At 51.1% G+C, this 17,759-nt stretch carries 11 protein-coding genes, 2 rRNA genes and 1 riboswitch; of the genes, 8 read left to right on the plus strand and 5 right to left on the minus strand.

Annotation, left to right across the window (positions count from 1 at the left end):
* Positions 1 to 295 precede the first annotated feature (295 nt).
* The 3 genes from QWY82_RS10655 (at position 296) to QWY82_RS10665 (ending at position 5,391) form a co-directional block, all read left to right on the plus strand.
* Positions 296 to 3,183 (plus strand): 23S ribosomal RNA (locus tag QWY82_RS10655).
* A 251-nt stretch (positions 3,184 to 3,434) separates the two neighbouring features.
* Positions 3,435 to 3,550: ribosomal RNA gene (gene rrf / locus QWY82_RS10660) — 5S ribosomal RNA — on the plus strand.
* 590 nt (positions 3,551 to 4,140) lie between these two features.
* The gene (locus tag QWY82_RS10665) at positions 4,141 to 5,391 is read left to right on the plus strand and encodes a hypothetical protein (protein ID WP_290262090.1); all 1,251 of its coding nucleotides are present in this window, start codon (positions 4,141 to 4,143) and stop codon (positions 5,389 to 5,391) included.
* Here QWY82_RS10665 and QWY82_RS10670 read toward each other — a convergent pair.
* The 5 genes from QWY82_RS10670 to xseA form a co-directional block, all read right to left on the minus strand.
* Entirely contained in the window at positions 5,297 to 6,892 is a 1,596-nt protein-coding gene (locus QWY82_RS10670; RefSeq protein ID WP_290262093.1) for a cation:proton antiporter family protein, read from the minus strand. The two genes, QWY82_RS10665 and QWY82_RS10670, sit on opposite strands and share 95 nt — an antisense overlap.
* An 85-nt stretch (positions 6,893 to 6,977) precedes the next feature.
* Positions 6,978 to 7,799, minus strand: coding sequence for a thiazole synthase (locus QWY82_RS10675; RefSeq protein WP_290262095.1), 822 nt, complete (start codon positions 7,797 to 7,799; stop codon positions 6,978 to 6,980).
* 1 nt (position 7,800) lies between these two features.
* The gene (gene thiS / locus QWY82_RS10680) at positions 7,801 to 8,013 is read right to left on the minus strand and encodes a sulfur carrier protein ThiS (RefSeq protein WP_290262097.1); all 213 of its coding nucleotides are present in this window, start codon (positions 8,011 to 8,013) and stop codon (positions 7,801 to 7,803) included.
* Positions 8,001 to 9,134, minus strand: coding sequence for a glycine oxidase ThiO (gene thiO / locus QWY82_RS10685; RefSeq protein WP_290262100.1), 1,134 nt, complete (start codon positions 9,132 to 9,134; stop codon positions 8,001 to 8,003). Before thiO ends, thiS begins: the two co-directional genes overlap by 13 nt.
* A gap of 50 nt (positions 9,135 to 9,184) precedes the next feature.
* Positions 9,185 to 9,338: riboswitch (TPP riboswitch) on the minus strand.
* 57 nt (positions 9,339 to 9,395) lie between these two features.
* Complete coding sequence (xseA, locus tag QWY82_RS10690) at positions 9,396 to 10,805, minus strand: exodeoxyribonuclease VII large subunit (protein WP_290262102.1); 1,410 nt, start codon at positions 10,803 to 10,805, stop codon at positions 9,396 to 9,398.
* Positions 10,806 to 11,023: 218 nt separating this feature from the next.
* Between xseA and guaB the strand changes: the two genes are divergently transcribed.
* From guaB to QWY82_RS10715, 5 genes are all read left to right on the plus strand, one after another.
* Positions 11,024 to 12,499 carry an IMP dehydrogenase gene (gene guaB, locus QWY82_RS10695; protein ID WP_290262105.1) on the plus strand — a complete coding sequence of 492 codons (1,476 nt, stop codon included), beginning with the start codon at positions 11,024 to 11,026 and terminating at the stop codon, positions 12,497 to 12,499.
* 110 nt (positions 12,500 to 12,609) lie between these two features.
* On the plus strand, positions 12,610 to 14,187 hold the full coding sequence (gene guaA, locus QWY82_RS10700) for a glutamine-hydrolyzing GMP synthase (protein ID WP_290262108.1): 1,578 nt from the start codon (positions 12,610 to 12,612) through the stop codon (positions 14,185 to 14,187).
* Positions 14,188 to 14,236: 49 nt separating this feature from the next.
* The gene (locus QWY82_RS10705) at positions 14,237 to 14,599 is read left to right on the plus strand and encodes an FHA domain-containing protein (protein ID WP_290262111.1); all 363 of its coding nucleotides are present in this window, start codon (positions 14,237 to 14,239) and stop codon (positions 14,597 to 14,599) included.
* Between the two features lie 41 nt (positions 14,600 to 14,640).
* Positions 14,641 to 17,043 carry a serine/threonine-protein kinase gene (locus QWY82_RS10710; protein ID WP_290262114.1) on the plus strand — a complete coding sequence of 801 codons (2,403 nt, stop codon included), beginning with the start codon at positions 14,641 to 14,643 and terminating at the stop codon, positions 17,041 to 17,043.
* A gap of 46 nt (positions 17,044 to 17,089) precedes the next feature.
* Positions 17,090 to 17,443: an FHA domain-containing protein gene (locus tag QWY82_RS10715; protein WP_290262117.1), complete on the plus strand. Its 354-nt coding sequence runs from the start codon at positions 17,090 to 17,092 to the stop codon at positions 17,441 to 17,443.
* Positions 17,444 to 17,759: the final 316 nt, after the last annotated feature.

The following is a 17,759-nucleotide window of genomic DNA, read 5'->3' on the forward strand; positions in this document are numbered from 1 at the left end:
TGCTTGATTCACTACGTAAGACATCAGAAACCTAATTTTTTGATGTAACCGCACTGAGGTTACAGAAAAAAAGAAATTAGCTTTCTGGTTTCACACCAGCCGCTCTTTAACAAGGTAAATGTAAAGTTGTAATAATTGCTGATATATAGATGAGTGTGTCTCAAGCACATAAATCTGGCGTAATTTGTTGTTGCAATTGACTTCAGTATTTTAGTTGGCGTGAAAGCGTTAATTATTAATCGTTTGAAAATCAGATATTTTTAAAAAATAGTCAATACAGTCGCTTGTGTTATATGGTCAAGCGACTAAGCGCATACGGTGGATGCCTAGGCAGATGGAGGCGATGAAGGACGTAGGAGCCTGCGATAAGGTTAGGGGAGCCGGCAAACATGCTTTGATCCTAACATTTCCGAATGGGGAAACCCACTGAGCTTTGCTCAGTATCGTACAGTGAATACATAGCTGTACGAAGCGAACCCGGGGAACTGAAACATCTAAGTACCCGGAGGAAAAGAAATCAACCGAGATTCCCTTAGTAGCGGCGAGCGAACGGGGACCAGCCCTTAAGCAACTTGTGTTTTAGTGGAACCTTCTGGAAAGTTGGGCGATACAGGGTGATAGCCCCGTACACGAAAAGGCACTTGTTGTGAAATCGAGTAGGACGGGACACGTGATATCCTGTTTGAACATGGGGGGACCATCCTCCAAGGCTAAATACTCCCATCTGACCGATAGTGAACCAGTACCGTGAGGGAAAGGCGAAAAGAACCCCTGTGAGGGGAGTGAAATAGATCCTGAAACCGTATGCGTACAAGCAGTAGGAGCCCACTTGTTGGGTGACTGCGTACCTTTTGTATAATGGGTCAGCGACTTATTGTATGTGGCAAGGTTAACCGTTTAGGGGAGCCGTAGGGAAACCGAGTCTTAATAGGGCGTTTTAGTCGCATGCAATAGACCCGAAACCGGGCGATCTATCCATGAGCAGGTTGAAGGTTGGGTAACACTAACTGGAGGACCGAACCCACTAATGTTGAAAAATTAGGGGATGACTTGTGGATCGGAGTGAAAGGCTAATCAAGCTCGGAGATATCTGGTTCTCCCCGAAATCTATTTAGGTAGAGCCTCGGACGAATACCACTGGGGGTAGAGCACTGTTTGGGCTAGGGGGTCATCCCGACTTACCAACCCCATGCAAACTCCGAATACCAGTGAGTACTATCCGGGAGACAGACAGCGGGTGCTAACGTCCGTTGTCAAGAGGGAAACAACCCAGACCACCAGCTAAGGTCCCAAATGTTAATTAAGTGGGAAACGATGTGGGAAGGCTTAGACAGCTAGGAGGTTGGCTTAGAAGCAGCCACCCTTTAAAGAAAGCGTAATAGCTCACTAGTCGAGTCGGCCTGCGCGGAAGATGTAACGGGGCTAAATTAGCAACCGAAGCTGTGGCTACAGACTTTGTCTGTGGGGTAGGGGAGCGTTCTGTAAGCTGTTGAAGGTGTGTTGAGAAGCATGCTGGAGGTATCAGAAGTGCGAATGCTGACATGAGTAACGACAAGGGGAGTGAAAAACTCCCCCGCCGGAAGATCAAGGTTTCCTGTCCAACGTTAATCGGGACAGGGTTAGTCGGCCCCTAAGGCGAGGCGGAAACGCGTAGTCGATGGGAAGTAGGTTAATATTCCTACACTTTTTGTTACTGCGATGGAGGGACGGAGAAGGCTAGGCCATCACGGCGTTGGTTGTCCGTGTTTAAGGTTGTAGGCTGGGGGATTAGGCAAATCCGGTCCCCTAAGGCTGAGAACTGATGACGAGCTCAATTTATTGAGCGAAGTGGTTGATGCCATGCTTCCAAGAAAAGCTTCTAAGCTTCAGGTAACAAAGAACCGTACTGTAAACCGACACAGGTGATCAGGTAGAGAATACCAAGGCGCTTGAGAGAACTCGGGTGAAGGAACTAGGCAAAATAGTACCGTAACTTCGGGAGAAGGTACGCCACTGACGGTGAAGGATTTACTCCGTAAGCTGTCGGTGGTCGAAGTAACCAGTCCGCTGCAACTGTTTATTAAAAACACAGCACTCTGCAAACACGTAAGTGGACGTATAGGGTGTGACGCCTGCCCGGTGCTGGAAGGTTAATTGATGGGGTTAGCGTAAGCGAAGCTCTTGATCGAAGCCCCAGTAAACGGCGGCCGTAACTATAACGGTCCTAAGGTAGCGAAATTCCTTGTCGGGTAAGTTCCGACCTGCACGAATGGCGTAATGATGGCGGAGCTGTCTCCACCCGAGACTCAGTGAAATTGAAATCGCTGTTAAGATGCAGTGTACCCGCGGCTAGACGGAAAGACCCCGTGAACCTTTACTGTAGCTTTGCACTGAACTTTGAACCTATTTGTGTAGGATAGGTGGGAGGCTTTGAAGTCGAGACGCTAGTTTCGATGGAGCCGTCCTTGAAATACCACCCTGGTATGTTTGAGGTTCTAACGTAGGTCCCTTATCGGGATTGCGGACAGTGCATGGTGGGCAGTTTGACTGGGGCGGTCTCCTCCCAAAGAGTAACGGAGGAGCACGAAGGTTGGCTAATCCTGGTCGGAAATCAGGAGGTTAGTGTAATGGCACAAGCCAGCTTGACTGCGAGACTGACACGTCGAGCAGGTACGAAAGTAGGTCATAGTGATCCGGTGGTTCTGTATGGAAGGGCCATCGCTCAACGGATAAAAGGTACTCCGGGGATAACAGGCTGATACCGCCCAAGAGTTCACATCGACGGCGGTGTTTGGCACCTCGATGTCGGCTCATCACATCCTGGGGCTGAAGCCGGTCCCAAGGGTATGGCTGTTCGCCATTTAAAGTGGTACGCGAGCTGGGTTTAGAACGTCGTGAGACAGTTCGGTCCCTATCTGCCGTGGGCGTTGGAGATTTGAGAAGAGTTGTTCCTAGTACGAGAGGACCGGAATGAACGAACCTCTGGTGTTCGGGTTGTCATGCCAATGGCATTGCCCGGTAGCTACGTTCGGACGGGATAACCGCTGAAAGCATCTAAGCGGGAAGCCTCCTTCAAGATTAGATCTCCCTGGGACTTTAAGTCCCCTAAAGAGCCGTTGAAGACTACGACGTTGATAGGTTGGGTGTGGAAGCGCTGTGAGGCGTTGAGCTAACCAATACTAATTGCTCGTGAGGCTTGACCATATAACAGAAACGATTGTGTTGACGTTGTACTTTTTAGAAATAGAAAATGATTTGAGAACGATCTGAAGTATTGCGTGAGAGATCACACAACAAGTTAATCAGATTTATGTAAGGCGAGACTCAGCATCTACAGAATTATTACGACGACTTTGTTATCGAAAGACAACAGAGCACATTTACCGCCCTATTTGGATAACGCATGCCGTTGCTTATTGAAAGTGACATAAGACACAGCGATCCATACCAGTTTGCTTGACGACCATAGCGATTTGGAACCACCTGATCCCATCCCGAACTCAGTAGTGAAACGAATTAGCGCCGATGGTAGTGTGGGGTTTCCCCATGTGAGAGTAGGACATTGTCAAGCATCTAAATTAAAACGCCCGATAGGTTAAACCTGTCGGGCGTTTTTCTTTGTCTGCGAGTTGGGTGGGCAATGTCCTACTCTCGCATGGGGCAAGTCGGAGTGCCGCACCACCCTCTCTTTACCTGTGGGGCCGCTCACGCGGTCCGGCCGACAAGCGTAGCTTGCCTGCGCTCCGCGATGCAGGTTGCTGATCGCAACCTAAGCGCATCGCTTCGCCCCCATGTGAGAGCGTGCTAGTAGATGGTTTGTGACGTGAATAGTGCATTGCGGCTGCGCCGCTTGCTGTTAAAAGACGAGAAATAAAAAGCCCAATCGAATACTCGGTTGGGCTTTGTTGTTTGTGGTTAAGTGTAAGCAAAAGCACAATCTTGACTTGCAGCTTGCAGCTTGCAGCTTGCAGCTTGCAGCTTGCAGCTTGCAGCTTGCAGGGGGCGGCCATCCGTCTTGCAGCTTGCAGGGGCCGGCCATCCGGCTTGCAGCTTGCAGGGGCCCGAGCTATCGGGCTAGGCGCTCCGCCGTTTGCCCTCCCGCCCTTCCTGTAAACTGTACCCTGTCAACTCAACCCTTCTTTGCAGTCTAAAGCAGAGGAAGTGGCCCAGAAGCAGCAGGGGATCTACCCCGAGAATTATGCGGTAGAGGTGATAACCCCTGAACAAGCGCAAGTAGAACGCCAGGCTCTCACTGAGCGCGAGGATGCGCAGTACGGCATGGGTGACGTGGTATCGGGTATCAATGCTCAAGAGGCGGAATACCAGGAACGCGCACAACCGCAACAAAGTACGGCCGATATTATTGACGCAGTTGACATGCCGGCGGCGACAGTCGAAGCTAAACAAACATTACCTGAAGACCCGCGCGTAGGCCGGACGGTCGTAGCGTCCAGTTTTGCGGCGGATTCAGAACAAGCAAATGACGAAGGTTTACGGAGGCTAAATGCTCGATCAAGAGAACTCTCAGAAGGATACTTCGCCCAAAAAATTATCGAAGGAGGAGGGGGAGAAACTGATAGCGGGGTTGGAGAAGACCGGGCTCGCGATACAGATGGAAATCGAGAGTGGGAATCCAAACTCGCCCTTAGCCGCAGCTTTGAAGGACTTAATGCAGCCGGAATAGTTCAGTTCCTCCGAACCCCTTCTCCGGAACGAGATTTCTTCGCCAGAGACTTAGCAGCATTCGCCAAGGCTCAAAATGTAGATCCGGCGGCGCTAGCTACACTGCACAACTATAGGATTCGGCTGCAAGAGAATGTGGCGCGGAATACGCAGGATTTCGGGGAAGCTGCCGACGAAACCCGCGCGGAAGAAATTGACGCCGAGGAAGTAGAGCAAACACTCACAGAAATCGACCCTCCGGATACGGAAGATGCCGACGAAGTACTACTGAATAAGTACTGGCGCGATCCTTCCGGTAACGGAAAGCCTTTCCAAATGGCGGAAGGTACACGTAGCACCCGCGCCACATTCGCTCTCGCACTACTGCGCACAGCGTTCCCTAACTATGATTTCGTCCTGCAAAAGGTTCTGCAGGGGAATTCATCTGCGTACCTATATGAAATCCACCCGCGCATCAAAGAATACGCCGATAAAAAGTCGGCGGAGGCCGCGGCGCGGGAGTTTAAGGGGATCAATGCTAGCGACTCGTTCCATGTTAAAAAACGCGACGATAAATTTATCGTAGTGCGGGAGGAACCTGCGTCGGTTGTGGCGGGGTACAACGCTAAAGCACGTCGAATTGCTGCTCTAACCCCTAAACCGCCACTGCCGGTTTCTGCGGCAGTACATCTAAAAGGTTTGAGAGCGTATGCTCTGCAAAACCAGCGCCTGCTTCTGCGTAGTAGTTGAAAACCACATCGGCGCCGGCGGCTTTCATGGCGGTGCGTTCGTCTTCGTATTTGGCAACTGCTGCCACTTTGCCTTTGTATCCAGAATGTCGAAGCTGTTCTACAGCATCAACCATTTCCGACAGTGATGGCATGGTGAACATCACGAGGTTATAACGGGTAGATTGTAGGCCTTCCCAGAAGTCGGCATCTTCGGCGTCGCCGTAAATAACTCGTCGTCCTGCAGCTTGATGGGCTGCCATTTTTGATTTGTCGGTATCAACGCCGCAAACGCGTAAATTGTATTGATTTTGGATGGTGTCATAGGCGCCGGAGCCAACGCGGCCCATGCCGACGATAAGAACCTCGACGTTCTTCGCTGGGCATTGCGGGTCATCATCGGTATCGACATCTGTTTCGAAACGTTTGAGTACGTCTTTGTATTTGGCGTAGAGTTGATGTGATCTGCCGTTAACGAGTGTGGATAGAACAAATGATAGTGATACCGCAATAGCCAGTGTTGCCATCCAGCTTTCCGATAGCCAGCCCAGTTTTAAGCCCAGTGCCGCAACGATTAAGCCAAACTCGCTATATTGAGTTAGCGCTAAACTCGCCAGCATGGCTGTACGCGCCCGCATTTTGAAGCGGGTAAGCAGGAAGAAAAAGGCGGCGGCTTTTAGCGGCAACAGCAAGCAAAGTACTAAGGCGATGCCCAGCATGATCAGTGTCGGTTCGGCCGCCAGGCCGATATTAAGGAAAAACCCGATCAGGAAAATATCTTTGAAACTGATCATGCTTTTTGCTAACTCGCCGGCCTTTTTGTCGCCGCTAATGAGCATACCGAAAATCAACGCGCCGAGATCGGCTTTCATGCCGACCAGTTCGAACAGTGTGCCGCCCAGCGCGGTAAGAATGATGCCAGCGAGAATTAAAATTTCATCGTGACCGCTGGCCTTGATGACATAACTGAAAAGCGGTCGGGCAAAAAAGAGTAGGGGTAGCAACAGCGCCCATAGGCTTGGAATTTTACCGGTGGAAGCGGTTAAAAATAAAACCGCAACAATATCCTGAACAATGAGAATACCAATGGCTAATTGGCCGTGGCGGACGCGAAACTCGCCCCTTTCTTCGAGCATAGCAACGGCGCATACCGTAGAGCTGAAGCTGAGAGCAAAGGCGATTAATGCCGCTTGCTGCCAATTCACATCGGACACTAAGGGCAGGCCGAGGGCACCAATAAAGAGCACAAAGCCGAAAGTAATAGCGCCGTAAGATAAGGTGTGTTCAACGGTGGAGCGATAGATCTCGGGTTTCAACAAGCTCTTTAGGTCTAGCTTCAAACCGATAATGAACAGCATCAAGGATATGCCAGTATCGGAGATAAATTCGATGGTGGTGGAAGATTCAAATCCTGCGAGACCTAAGCCAAAACCAGCGATGAGATAGCCTACTAAGGGCGGTTGGCCAATTTGGCGTGCGGCAAAGCCGAACACAAAGGCGGCAATGATGATTAAGCTATCCATCGGTTCGGTTGACTCCTTGTTCGAATCTAAGGCAGGCGGCTTATTTGAGTCTGCCTTATACCACAAAGCCGAGCCTAGCCGAAGTTTACTTGTGTTGCCAAAAGGGCTGGCCAATAGGTGAGGTGGAGGGGCTGGCATTTTGACGGGGTAATATTAACCCCGCTTGATAGGCTAGGCGTCCTGACTCTATCGCCAGTTTAAAGGCGCTAGCCATCACGACAGGGTCGAGTGCTTTAGCGACGGCGGTGTTTAAAAGCACGCCATCAAATCCTAATTCCATTGCCTGCGCGGCATCGGACGGCGCACCTAGGCCTGCGTCAATGATTAGTGGTGTATCGGGTAGCCGCTCGCGCAAGGTTCGCAATGCATAGTCGTTCATCAAGCCTAGCCCAGTACCGATGGGTGAACCCCAGGGCATAATCGCCTCGCAGCCGGCATCTCTTAACCTCAAGCACAGAATGAGATCGTCCGTGCTGTAGGGCAAAACCTTGAAGCCGCGTTTAATCAGCTCGCTCGCCGCTTTTAGCAGCTCGAAGGGGTCTGGCTGTAAGTTGTAGTCGTCGCCAATAACTTCGAGTTTTATCCAGGCCGTGTTAAAAATTTCCCGAGACATTTCCGCTAGGTTAATGGCTTCTTCTGCGCTCTTGCAGCCCGCGGTGTTGGGAAGTAGCTGGCAGCCTAAAGATTGAATTTCTTGCCAGAAATTTTGCCCCAAGCGATTGGCCGGATCTTGCCTGCGTAAGCTCAGCGTGACTAAGCTTGCAGCGCTGGCTTTCACGGCATCCCTCATGATAGCGGGCGATGGATAAAGTGCTGAGCCTATTAGAAACCGGCTCGCAAAGGATTCGCCATAGAGTTGTAATTGGGCGGCGTTTTTTAGCTGGCTTGCACCTTGAGAAACCTCCATTTTAGCCTCCTGCTACGGGTGTGAGTAAGTCGATACAATCGTTTGGTTTGAGTTGATAGCTTGTGTATTGCGAGCGCGGTAAAAACTGATTGTTAATCGCTAGTGCAAACTTGCCTTGGTTGAGTTCCCACTTTGTTAACGCCGTACTGACAGGGGTATTGGATTCAATTACCTTTTTATCGCCGTTGAGATGCACAATGATTAACTCTTGCATAAGGCATTTTTATCCTTGTGGTGGTAGGGCTTTGATGGCGGTGTAAATCGCGCCTTGAGTTGCTGTATCGCTTCGGCGACTAAGGCCGGCGCAAGTAGAAAGCCGTGTCGGTATAGGCCGTTGATACTCATCACTTGATTGGTTTGAGTTATTTGTGGCTGGTTGTTTGGGTAGGCGGGGCGGAGATTGGTGTCGGTTTCAATCACTCGAGCCTCAGCAAAAGCTGGGTGCAGCGTGTAAAGCGCGCTCGATAGTTCCAGCGTTGATTGCAGGCTAATGGGGCTCGTATCTTCACTTTCGATTTCCGTGGCGCCAATAATGAATTGGTGCTTAGGTTTAGGTACGGCATAGAGTTTGTAGCGCGGGTGCATTAGCCGAATTGGGCGCTGAAAGGACACTTCTTTGGTTTCCACCCAAAGCACTTCGCCACGTACGCCACGCAGCGGGCCGGTGGCCAATTTAGCGCCCATGCCGCGACAGTCAATCCAATAATCAACGTTGTCGGCAATATTAAGTTGCTTGAGATTTAAGGTCGATGCCTCGCAAATGGCGCCATCGGTAAAACTGATCGGGCAGTTTTCAGCGCACATACCGCCGAGCTTTTTAATGGAGGTTAATAGCAGCGGCAACAATTGCCTGTTATCAACATGAGCTTCGCTCGGAAGGTAAATGGCTTGGTTGAACTGGTTTAGCTGCGGCTCAAGGGCACGCAACTGCGTGGCGTCTAGCCATTGCGCTGTTACGGTTTCACCTTGGAGTTTATGGCTTATGTCTCGATAAAATTGTGTCAGCTCTAGGTGGTCTTGCGGGTGGGCTAGAGCGACGCTGCCATTACAGGACAAGAGAGATTGCTTTGTATTGAGTGCTGGTAACCAACTCTGCCATAACGCTAACGATGTTAGTCCCAGGTCGTAGATGCATTTTTCGCTAACGGCGAGTTCACTCAGCGGCGATATCATGCCGGCAGCGGTAAAGGCAGCGGCGCGTGAGGCGGTGAAGCTTGAGGCTTCAAATAGATAAACCTTGTAGCCCTCGAGGAGCAGGCGCCAGGCGAGCAGTCTGCCTAGTAGGCCAGCGCCGCAAATAGCAATGTGGGGTTGAGCGTTTTGAAAGTGTGTCAAGTGCGCTGCCTGCTAACTAAACATGGGCGCAGAAATACAAAGATGTCGAGTGGCGGGCATCTCTTGTTTCCTACGCAGGTGTTAACCTGATCAGGTTCTACGGGTTCAGCGAACTGATCTCAGCCCTGCACAAGCCTATTTAAAACCACATTTAAACCAAGGTTTTAAAAGAGGGTGCGTAGCAGGGCGCCCCGACAAGAGCGAGCAGTTTAAAGAGCGCAGAATGTGGCTGCAAGGTCTATTCGTATTTAGGGCAGTATTTTAGGTTTTTGCCGACTCGACAATGGCGCTAAACTCACCCTCGTGTAAACGCGCGCGCACTCTTTCGCCAGTTTTCAGTTGCGAGGCTTTGGTAATAACCTCGGCCTTGTCGTTGGTGATTAAAGCGTAGCCACGTTCCAGCGTTTGCAGCGGGCTAAGGTTGTGCAAGCTCTGCATGTGTAAATGCAAGCTGTGTTGTTGCCCGTTGAGGTGGTGTTGCAATCTGTCGCTTAATTGTTGCAGCGCTAAGCTAACGCTGTCTCGTGCTAGATGAATTTGCCGTGTGGGGTTTTTGTTGTGCAGGCGCTTTTCAAGTTGTTGGAAATGCACTTTTTTACTCTGTAGTTGACGCGCCGGGTGCAGTTGCTGAAGCTGGCTGGTGAGATGTTCGGCTTTTACTTGGGCTCGACTTATGGCGTTGTTTAAAGCCAAGTGCAGCTGACGTTGGGCACGATTTACCTGCTGCACAGCCGGTAACAGCTTGGGTTCGCAGCGGTTAAGCCTGTGTGCATAGAAATCTGTTCTTTGGGCCAGTTGTTTGAGTTTTCGCTCCATGGCTTCTTCCAGCAGATAACCAAAACCGGTAAAACTCTCGAGCCAATCACTGGCGTCGGGCGATAGGAGTTCGGCCGCGGCGGAGGGGGTGGGTGCCCTTAAATCGGCGCAGTAATCGGCAATGGTGGTGTCGGTTTCATGGCCGACGCCGCACACCACGGGTAGTCGGCTCTGCGCAATTGCGCGCGCGACACTTTCTTCATTGAAACTCCACAAATCTTCCAGCGAGCCGCCGCCGCGGGCGAGCAAAATTACATCGAACTGCGCCTGTTGATTGGCAATCTCAATAGCTTTGACGATAGCCGGTGCCGCGTCGGTACCTTGCACCGGCACGGGTATCAGGGTTAACGGCTGGCCGGCCCAGCGGCGTTTGAATACCGCGAGAATATCTCTCAGTGCGGCACCGGTACCCGAGGTAATAATGGCGATGTGCTTGGCCGGTAGCGGTATTTTCTTTTTTCTACGCGGGTCAAATAAGCCCTCGAGTGCGAGGCGCTCTTTAAGTTCTTCGAAGGCCCGTTGTAAGGCGCCTAGGCCGGCGTCCTCCATGTGTTCGGCAATCAGTTGATAGTCGCCGCGCCCTTCGTACAGGCTGACGCGCCCGCGAATCAGTACTTTGGCACCGTTTTTAGGTTGAATGCGTAAGTGCAGGCTGCGATTTTTAAACATGGCACAGCGAATTTGTGCGCCACTGTCCTTTAGAGTGAAGTAGCTGTGCCCCGATGCAGGCCGCGTGTAATTGCTAATTTCTCCCTCGACCCAAAGGAGTGAAAGATGGGTTTCGAGTAGCTGCCTTGCCTGCCGGTTCAGCTGGCTGACGGTGTAGAGTTTTTTATCGGCAGTGATGGAGTTCATGGCACTCAAATGGCGGCAAAAGACGGACTATACCCAAGCACCCGTGCCGGTGCGAGCTGTAATCTGCACCACTAGCCATTGTAATAAGGCTGTTATATGCAAGCGATAGCCTCCTAATAGCTGAAAAAGCGTGACGTCCAGTTTACCCAATAGGTTCAAATCGTTATAATCGACCGTTTACCTTCTAAACCTTCTATTTACTAGGTTGATTGCAAACTATGTTGCGAATTGCACAAGAAGCACTGACATTCGACGATGTTTTATTGGTACCCGGCTATTCGGATATTACCGCCAAAGACGTGTCGCTCAAGACCCAATTAACCCGTGGTATTCAGCTCAATATCCCGCTGGTATCGGCGGCCATGGATACCGTCACGGAGTCTCGCCTAGCGATCGCCATGGCGCAAGAGGGTGGTATTGGCATTATTCACAAGAGTATGTCCATCGAGCAGCAGGCACTCGAAGTGCGCAAAGTTAAGAAGTTCGAGGCCGGTGTTGTTCAAGACCCGATTACCATCGATAGCAATGCCACTATTGCCGAGCTGGTGGCGTTAACCCGCGCCAATAACATCTCGGGCGTGCCCGTGCTCGATAACGGTGATCTGGTCGGAATCGTGACCGGCCGCGATGTGCGCTTCGAAACCAACATGGCGGCTAAGGTCGCATCTATCATGACGCCGAAAGACCAATTGGTGACGGTGAAAGAGGGCGAGGCGCCTGAAATCGTGCGCGGACTCTTGCATAAGCACCGCATCGAAAAAGTGCTGGTGGTGAACGATAAGTTCGAATTGCGCGGTTTGATCACGGTGAAAGATATTAGCAAAGCCGAGAACTTCCCCAGCGCCTGTAAAGACCCAGCCGGCCGCCTGCGCGTAGGTGCATCGGTAGGCACTAGCCCAGACACCGACGACCGGGTTAAAGCGCTAATTGAAGCGGGTGTGGATGTGCTGGTGGTCGATACCGCACACGGCCACTCAAAGAATGTGCTGGATAGAGTCAAGCGCATCAAAACCCTATACCCAGATATCCAAGTTATTGGCGGTAATATCGCCACCGGCGCCGCGGCTTTGGCCTTGGTTGAAGCTGGTGCAGACGGCGTTAAAGTGGGTATTGGCCCCGGTTCTATTTGTACTACCCGCATCGTGACAGGTGTTGGTGTGCCGCAGATTTCTGCTATTGCCGGTGTAGTTGAAGCCTTGAAAGACACGGACATTCCCGTTATTGCCGATGGCGGTATTCGCTACTCTGGCGATATCTCCAAAGCCGTTGTTGCCGGCGCGCACTGTTTAATGATGGGCTCGATGTTCGCCGGTACTGAAGAGGCGCCAGGCGAGGTTGAGTTGTATCAGGGCCGCACTTACAAGTCTTACCGCGGCATGGGCTCCTTAGGTGCAATGGCCAGAACCCAAGGTTCCTCCGATCGCTACTTTCAAGACGCCAGCCAGGGCACCGAAAAGTTAGTGCCGGAAGGTATCGAGGGGCGTGTACCCTACAAGGGCCCGCTGTCAGCCATCGTGCATCAAATGATGGGCGGGTTGCGCTCTGCCATGGGTTACACGGGCTCGATCGATATGCAGACCATGCGCACCAAGCCTGAGTTTGTGCGCGTCACCAGCGCCGGTATGGGCGAGAGCCATGTGCACGATGTCAGCATCACCAAAGAAGCGCCTAACTACCCCGTCGGTGGTCGTTAAGCTGCAAGCTTGATAAGACAGTGATCGGCCAAGGCCGGTCACTTTTGTTTTCGGGGGAGTGAAAAACCTCTCGTTATGTCAGTTTCGTTAGTAAAAAGTTGCGAGCCCTCATGAGCCAAGATATCCACGCCCAACGCATTTTGATTCTCGATTTTGGATCTCAATACACCCAGTTAATTGCCCGTCGCATTAGAGAAATTGGTGTTTATTCGGAAGTTCGCGCTTTCGATATGACCGAAGCCGAGATTCGCGAATTCGATCCCAAGGGTATTATTTTATCCGGTGGCCCGGAGTCTGTTACCGCCGGTGAATCGCCCCGGGCGGATGCAGCGGTTTTCGAACTGGGTATTCCTGTGCTGGGTATTTGCTATGGCATGCAAACCATGGCCGAGCAGCTGGGCGGTAAAGTGTCCACCAGCGATGTGCGCGAATTTGGTTATGCCCAAGTGAAAGTCGAAGGTGCAAGTGCATTGTTGCACGATATTAAAGATCATCTCGCGGCTGACGGCGCTGGCTTGCTCGATGTCTGGATGAGCCACGGCGATAAAGTCACCAGCATGCCGGCTAATTTTAAGTTGATGGCATCGACACCCTCTTGCCCCATCGCCGGTATGTACTGCGAAGAAAAGGACTTTTTTGGCGTGCAGTTCCATCCCGAGGTGACCCACACACTGCAGGGCCGCCGTATATTTGAACACTTTGTGTTAGAGCTCTGTGGCTGTAAAGCGCTGTGGACACCGGCCAATATCGTTGAAGACGCGATTAACCGCGTGCGCGAACAGGTGGGTAGCGATAACGTGTTGTTAGGTTTATCCGGCGGTGTAGATTCTTCAGTGGTTGCCGCACTCTTGCACAAGGCCATTGGCAGCCAGCTTACCTGTGTTTTCGTCGACAACGGTTTATTGCGCAAGAACGAAGGCGATCAGGTGATGGACATGTTTGCCAAAAACATGGGTGTCAAAGTGATTCGCGCCAACGAAGAAGCGCAGTTTTTATCGCGCTTAGCCGGTGAGAATGATCCTGAGAAAAAACGCAAGATTATCGGCAATACCTTTATCGATGTGTTCGATCAAGAGGCCACTAAGCTTAAGGGCATCAAGTGGTTGGCACAGGGCACAATCTATCCCGATGTGATCGAATCGGCGGCCAGTAAAACCGGCAAGGCCCATGTGATTAAGTCGCACCACAATGTTGGTGGTTTGCCCGATGACATGGCTTTCGAACTGGTTGAGCCGTTGCGTGAATTATTTAAAGACGAAGTACGCAAAATAGGCTTAGAGCTAGGCTTGCCCTACGACATGGTTTACCGCCATCCCTTCCCCGGCCCAGGGCTAGGTGTGCGTATTTTGGGTGAAGTGAAAAAGGAATATGCCGATATTTTGCGCGAAGCCGATGCAATTTTCTTAGAAGAGTTGCATAAGGCAGACTGGTATCACAAAACCTCACAGGCTTTCGCGGTATTCTTACCGGTCAAGTCTGTCGGCGTGGTGGGCGACGGCCGCCGCTACGAGTGGGTGATTGCTCTGCGCGCCGTGGAAACCATCGATTTTATGACAGCTCGCTGGGCGCACTTACCCTATGAGTTGTTGGAAACCGTATCGAACCGTATTATCAACGAAATCTCTGGTGTTTCTCGCGTCGCCTACGATGTCTCGAGCAAGCCACCAGCAACGATTGAGTGGGAATAGTACGGACAGGGCTTGGGTAACCAGGCCTTTTTTATGCGTGAGGGATAACATGGCGTTTTTACAGCATTGCCTGAATGGCGCGATTGTGGCGCACTACCAAGTGGAGGGTGCGCTTCTTCTGGGTCGCCAAAGCGACAACGATATAGTGCTAGAAGATACCACTGTTTCAAGCTTGCATGCGGAAATCACGGTGGATAGCGATGGCGTGTTTCACTTCAAAGATCTGGGTAGTACCAATGGTGTACTTTATCAGGGCAAGAAAGTTGCGTCCGGCACACTGTTGGTAGGTGAGTGGTTAAGCGTTGGCTTGCACGAGTTTACCCGTATTGAACATTTGGCCGAGGGCATGGAGCGCACCTTGCGGATTAAGAAGAGCTGGATACCCGGCGTCTATTACACATCCGATAAATAAAGGTAAACTGCCAGCTAATAATACCGATAATGGCATTGCGCATGCGCCCACTTAGGCGAATATTTGACCAGTTAGAAATCATCGACGTTACCTATCTGCTGCTGAGCCTAGGTTTTGTGCTGGCTTTACAGTGGCCTGCGTGGCTGCAGCAGCCCTTGCAGTGGTTAGATCAGCGTTTGCTGTCGGCCAGTTACTCCTTAAGCGCAGCACCGCCAAGTCCGGTAAAAATTGGCTTGGCGGAAATTCCCGATGAACTTCTCGCGGATTTTACCCGCCTTCCCGTTAACCATCCGCTCACTGAAAAGCTCATCGAGCTGCATCTCGCTGGGGTGCCTTTTCACGTATTTCTACCCTCGGCGTTTGGCGTTGCTGGCTTTACCCAGCAGGAGGATTTTACTGCCTTGGCCTCGGCACTTTCCGCTGGCGAGGGCGAGGCTACGCAAGCCCAGCGACAATTATTGTTGGCGAGAGTGAATGAGCTAAAGCAGTGGAAAGATTTTGTCGGAAGTCCAGATATTTTCTGGTTTTTACCCTGGGGCCAACTGGAGTTGGGCGGCGGCCGGGCGCTCAGTTTCCAATTAACCGCATCGCCTTGGAGCGTTGGCCTACTGCAGTGGTTGGCCGGTCGGGATCAGACGCCGGCGGGGATGCAAAATCTTGCGGCTGCGCAGCAACATTATGAGTTTCTAGGCGCTGGCGCTCCTGGCTTGGCGCGCTTGTGGAGCCAGGTGGGTGAGCACCAAAAGATAATAGCCGCGCCGTTATTGTTGGCGCAAAAACACCGATCCTTAGGCCCTTTGCAGTGGTCTGATGGCCAGTTGCAGGCGCAAAATCAGGCTTGGTTCCGATGGGTTAATGCCCGCGGTATCCTTCCGGTGGATTGGCGCTTGGCTCCGGTGGTCTTACCGATGAATGACGTGGCTGGTCGGTTAAGCGAATTTGACCTCCTGTTGATTGCACCGCAATCGAATTCTGAGGCGCTGTTAACGGCGGCAGCAATGAATACCCTGTTGGCCGACCATTACCCGAAAAGCCCAGATTGGGCTTGGGCCTGGGAGCCTATGAGTCTGCTTCTGCTGGCACTGTTAACCGCACCCATTTGGCTGCGCGCCGGTTCCGCCGTTTTGATACTTAGCTTGGTTTTAGTTTCGACGGCGTTAGTTGCATGGCAACTGGCTGCACATATCTACTACCAATGGTGGCTGCCCACGGCAACCGCGCTAATGTTTATTTGGTGTGCCGTGATCTTGCGTCTGATCGCGCTGGTTTTTTCTCGATCACTGGAAGGCTTAAGAGAAAGTTGGCGATTAGGCTGGCAGCAAATAGTGCGCGAACAAATTGGTTCTGGAAAACTGGCGGAGGCTGAAAATAGTTTAAATAGTTTAATGCAGCTGCGCCATGAAAAGTGGCAATTACAAGCATGTTATGACATAGCGCAAAGTTACGAAAAGCAGCGTCGGTACGAGCAAGCGGAAAAGCTGTATCGCGATATTTTAATCAAGGCACCGAAATTTTCCGATGTAAAAAATCGTCTTATGCGCCTGCAAGAACTATCCGGCAGCCAGGGCACAGGCGGCCTGGATGCAACGCTCGTCATCGATGAGCAGATTATTAACAAGCCGGTACTGGGGCGCTACGAAATTCAGAAAGAGTTAGGGCGTGGTGCCATGGGGGTGGTTTACCTCGGCCGAGACCCACGTATTAGTCGTATGGTGGCAATCAAAACCTTGCACTATAAACACTTTGAACCCAGCCAATTACCCGAGGTAAAGGCGCGCTTTTTTAGAGAGGCGGAAGCGGCTGGGCGGCTCAGTCACCCGAATATTGTGTCAGTGTTCGATGCGGGCGAAGAGGCCGACTTGGCATTTATAGCCATGGATTATGTGCCTGGTAAGGCGTTAAATTACTTCACCAACCCCAAGCGTTTACTGCCGGTGCCTATTGTCTATGGATTAATGGCCAAGGCTGCCGATGCGCTTTTTTATGCCCATAAACATCAAATTATTCACCGCGATATTAAACCCAGCAACCTGCTGTACGACCCTGAAACCGGGCGCATGAAGGTAAGTGATTTCGGTATTGCGCGGCTCGTGGATAACTCCAAAACCCGCACCGGCGATGTTATGGGAAGCCCGCTCTATATGTCGCCCGAGCAACTTAAAGGTATAAAGGTGAGCGAAGCCGCAGATATTTATAGCTTGGGCGTTACTATGTATCAGTTGCTCACCGGTAAGCTGCCTTTCGATGGCGATAGTCTGGCTAATTTGACTTACCAGATCTTACAGGGCAAGCACGCCAGTGTGCGAACGCACAGAGCAGAATTGCCTCCAAGCGCCACACGAATTACCAATAAGGCGTTGCAAAAGGACCCAGAGGATCGCTTTGCCAATGCCCGCGAAATGGCCGAAGCGATTCGTAAATCGCTAGCGCGGGATTTCGAGTAGACTAGAAAATTATTGAATAAAGTGCAATTGTTTAGACGAGGTGTATATGGCTCAGTTAGCGCAATTAATTGACGATGTGGTAGTGAATAAATTCGACTTAGATAAAACACCACTCACCATCGGTCGCCACGCCGATAATCGAGTGCAGATAGACGATGGTGCCGTCAGCGGCCGTCACGCGGTGGTTTCGATCAGGAAAAATCCAGACTTTCCTGAATATCAAGAGATAGTGTTAGAAGATTTAGGTAGCACCAACGGGACGCGAGTGAATAGCGAAAAAATTAAAGGTAAGGTGATTTTAAATCATGGCGACGTGGTCAAGATCGGCTGGAATGAATTCAAGCTTATTGATAGTAAACAAAAGAACTTAGCCAGTACGGTGCATATGCTGCAGGACTAGTGTAATCGGCAAAGTGAAAACGTGCGGCATTGTTTTACTGGTGTGGGACTACTGGTTAAGGCTGAGCCGGGCGTTTGATTTAGCCTCTGCGTTTAATGCGGCAGTGGATTTTGGCCACCCTATTAATAGCTTTAGTAGATATTAATAGGAGTTAATAGATATTTAGTAAAAAGGGTTCCTGAGCCTTACAGCCTATACCACTTGAGGCGAGTCCGCGCTGGGCTTGTTGTTTGAATGTGTGTTTAAGCGTGTTGTATAGGTTAAAAAGCAAGTATAAAAAAACCGCGCTTAGCGCGGTTTTTTTATCGTTGAAACC

Origin of the sequence: Simiduia curdlanivorans (genome assembly GCF_030409605.1) — a bacterium.
In the GTDB taxonomy this organism is placed as follows: domain Bacteria; phylum Pseudomonadota; class Gammaproteobacteria; order Pseudomonadales; family Cellvibrionaceae; genus Simiduia; species Simiduia curdlanivorans.

Excerpts from the sequence above, each read along its gene's own strand:
- QWY82_RS10670 (WP_290262093.1), bottom strand. The coding sequence starts at position 6,892 with ATGGATAGCTTAATCATCATTGCCGCCTTTGTGTTCGGCTTTGCCGCA.
- QWY82_RS10675 (WP_290262095.1), bottom strand. The coding sequence starts at position 7,799 with ATGGAGGTTTCTCAAGGTGCAAGCCAGCTAAAAAACGCCGCCCAATTA.
- thiS (WP_290262097.1), bottom strand. The coding sequence starts at position 8,013 with ATGCAAGAGTTAATCATTGTGCATCTCAACGGCGATAAAAAGGTAATT.
- xseA (WP_290262102.1), bottom strand. The coding sequence starts at position 10,805 with ATGAACTCCATCACTGCCGATAAAAAACTCTACACCGTCAGCCAGCTG.
- guaB (WP_290262105.1), top strand. The coding sequence starts at position 11,024 with ATGTTGCGAATTGCACAAGAAGCACTGACATTCGACGATGTTTTATTG.
- guaA (WP_290262108.1), top strand. The coding sequence starts at position 12,610 with ATGAGCCAAGATATCCACGCCCAACGCATTTTGATTCTCGATTTTGGA.
- QWY82_RS10705 (WP_290262111.1), top strand. The coding sequence starts at position 14,237 with ATGGCGTTTTTACAGCATTGCCTGAATGGCGCGATTGTGGCGCACTAC.
- QWY82_RS10710 (WP_290262114.1), top strand. The coding sequence starts at position 14,641 with ATGCGCCCACTTAGGCGAATATTTGACCAGTTAGAAATCATCGACGTT.
- QWY82_RS10715 (WP_290262117.1), top strand. The coding sequence starts at position 17,090 with ATGGCTCAGTTAGCGCAATTAATTGACGATGTGGTAGTGAATAAATTC.